This is a genomic window from Halovivax sp. (assembly GCA_007119345.1).
Taxonomy (GTDB): domain Archaea; phylum Halobacteriota; class Halobacteria; order Halobacteriales; family Natrialbaceae; genus Halovivax.
The window spans coordinates 1-2,765 of the sequence record SKPV01000213.1; the positions used below are offsets into that span (position 1 = coordinate 1).

The 2,765-nt window shown below is 69.2% G+C and carries 4 protein-coding genes; 3 read left to right on the forward strand and 1 reads right to left on the reverse strand.

Annotated elements, in window-relative coordinates; genetic code table 11:
- From QZT59_RS15030 to QZT59_RS15040, 3 genes are all read left to right on the forward strand, one after another.
- The coding region (locus tag QZT59_RS15030) for a molybdopterin molybdotransferase MoeA (protein WP_290818197.1) at positions 1 to 1,066 on the forward strand (1,066 nt) is incomplete at its 5' end.
- Positions 1,067 to 1,175: 109 nt separating this feature from the next.
- Complete coding sequence (locus QZT59_RS15035) at positions 1,176 to 1,514, forward strand: hypothetical protein (protein WP_290818200.1); 339 nt, start codon at positions 1,176 to 1,178, stop codon at positions 1,512 to 1,514.
- Positions 1,515 to 1,617: 103 nt separating this feature from the next.
- Entirely contained in the window at positions 1,618 to 2,517 is a 900-nt protein-coding gene (locus tag QZT59_RS15040) for a ketopantoate reductase family protein (protein WP_290818203.1), read from the forward strand.
- Between the two features lie 27 nt (positions 2,518 to 2,544).
- Here QZT59_RS15040 and QZT59_RS15045 read toward each other — a convergent pair.
- Positions 2,545 to 2,765: NifU family protein (locus tag QZT59_RS15045; protein ID WP_290818206.1), on the reverse strand; the 221-nt coding region annotated here is incomplete at its 5' end.

Here is a 2,765-nt window from a genome sequence, read left to right on the forward strand (position 1 = left end):
CGTCCCGGCGCACGATCACGCGACGATGGACGGCTTCGCGTTCGACGCCACCGACGACTATCCGCTCTCGGTCGTCGACGAGGTGTATCCGGAGGACGAACCCCCCTCGATCTCGTCCGGCGAGGCCGTCCGCATCGCGACCGGGGCACCCCTCCCGGCGGGCGCGAACGCCGTCCTCAAACGCGAGGAGGCGGAGGTGTCCGACGGCCAGCTGCGCGGCGCGTCGATCGAGCCCGGCAGCTACACCTACGAACGCGGGAGTAACCTCTCGGCCGGTGAGACGCTCTTCGAGGCCGGCGAGCGGCTGAGTCCGAAAGACGCGATACTGCTCGGCGACCTGGGACTCGACTCGGTAGCCGTCCACGAACGGCTGTCGACGGCCGTCCTCGCCACCGGGACGGAGATCCACGAGGGGCGGACCAGCGACCTCGACTCGGCGATGCTCGCGGGACTGATCCGGTCATGGGGCCACGAGGCGACGTACGAAGGAAGCGTCCCCGACGAGTACGACCGCGTCGAGTCCACCATCGATCGCCTCGCCAGCGAGTACGACGTCGTCGTCACCACCGGCGGCACCTCGGTCGGTCGAAAGGACTACGTCGTGCGGGCGCTGGATTCGCTCGGACGCGTCGAGTTTCACCGGGTCCGCATCCGGCCCGGCAAACCGATCGCGATGGCGACGCTCCCCGATCACGACGCGACGGCGTTTGCCATCCCGGGGAAGCCGATCGGCGCCCACACGATCGCGACGCTCGTCGCGCGGCCGTTTTTTACGGGCTCGGCGTCGACACCCGCAGTCCCGGCTACCTTCGCTCGTGACGTCGATCTCGGTCCTGACGGCTTCGAGTACGTGGTGCCAGTCACGCTGACCGAGGGCGATGACGGCTGGGATGCGATGCCGCTCGGTCACGTCGACTCGCCGTTGTCGGTCTACGAGACGACGTTCGATCCGAGCGTGCTCTCCTCGAGCACGCGGGCGAGTCGGGCCGACGGGGTGGTCGTCACGCAGTCTGCGCTCGCGGCCGGCGAACGGGTCTCCGTCGTTCCCTATCCGGTCGTCGAGTGAGTCTGTGCACGGTCTCTCGCACCCACCGCGTCGCACGCTTGCGTTCTCCGTCGTGAAATCGAATCCTGGCCCTGAGAGCTTTATTGTCGTCGGCGAGGTAGCGCTCCCCATGGTCAACACCGGCGAGCGTCCGACCGAGAACGGCGAGCAAGAGGCGACGGAGCAGGTCGACGCGGTCGGTCTCGGACAGCAGGTCTACGATGAGTCCGGCGCGGCCCTCGGCACAGTTCGTGGCCTCGACGCGAGCGGCTTTTTCGTCACGACGCGGGAGGGCGCCGAGGCACTCTCGGTCGAGCACGCCCGCGCGGGTCAGGCGTTCGGCGAGGCGGAGCTGATGTGGCGCTGTACCGAATGCGGGGAGATGGGCGAGCTCGATCGGGGCTTTCCAGACCGCTGTCCCAACTGCGACACCGCACGGGAGAACCTGATGTACTGGACCGAGGACTGAAACGGGAACCCCGGTCGCCCGCCCGAAGAAGACGGACCCGAACCGCCCGTTTGGACGACGACGGACCCGAACCGTCTATGGGCTGGCGCGCCGAGGGTGGCGTATGGAGATCGTCGTCTTCGGCGCGGGCAGCCTCGGCAGCCTCGTCGGCGGGCTGCTCGCCCGCGAACACGACGTCACCCTCGTGGCACGTGCCGGCCACGCCGACCGCGTCGACCGTGACGGTCTGGCAGTCACCGGCGAACACGAGTTCGAGGTGTCGCCGTCCGCGACGAGCGATGGGACGGAACTGACGGCCGACCTGGCGATCGTCACGGTGAAGTCGTTCGACACGTCGAGCGCCGCCCGGGCGCTCTCGTCCGGCTCGGTCGACGCGGTCCTCTCGCTACAAAATGGGATGGGGAACGAGGAGCGTCTCTCCGAGGAGCTCTCCTGTCCCGTTCTGGCCGGCACGGCCACCTACGGCGCCGTCCTCGATCGACCCGGCCGTGTCCGCTGTACGGGCATCGGCGAGGTCGTGCTCGGTTCGCGTACGGGCGGTCACTCGGCGGTCGCCGACCGGATCGGCGAGGCGTTCGCGACCGCCGACATCGAGACGCTGGTCGCCGACGACATGCCGCGACGGCTCTGGGAGAAGCTGGCGGTCAACGCAGGGATCAACCCCGTCACCGCGCTCGCCCGGGTCGAGAACGGAGCCGTCCTCGAAGAACCCGCGGCCGAACTCGCCGCCGAGGCGGCCCGGGAAACCGCTCGCGTCGCCCGCGCCGACGGCGTCGACCTCGCGGACGAGACGGCCGTCGCCGCCCTCGAACAGGTGGCCGAGGCCACAGCCGGCAACGAGTCCTCGATGCTCCAGGACGTCCGCGCCGGCCGGCGGACGGAAGTCGACGCCATCTCGGGGTACGTCGTCGACCGCGCCGAGACAGTCGGCCTCAAGGCCCCGACGAACCGGACGCTCGCCGCGGCGCTCAGCACGTGGGAACGGCAGAAAAACGTCCGGTAACGGTTACTCTGGGTTTCTCGACCGGGATCAGAACGGCGCCTGTGGACCTTCGTCGTCACCGTCGTCGACGGTCTCGCCGGGGAACGACGGACTCATGCCGCCGCCCATGCCGCCACCGCCGTCCATCCCGGTGTGGGCGTTGACCTGCTCGATTTCGGGGATCTCTTTGACCATCCGGCTCTTGATCGCCTGGATCGTCATCGGCGAGATGCCACAGCCGCTGCAGGCACCGCCGAGGGCGATCGTGA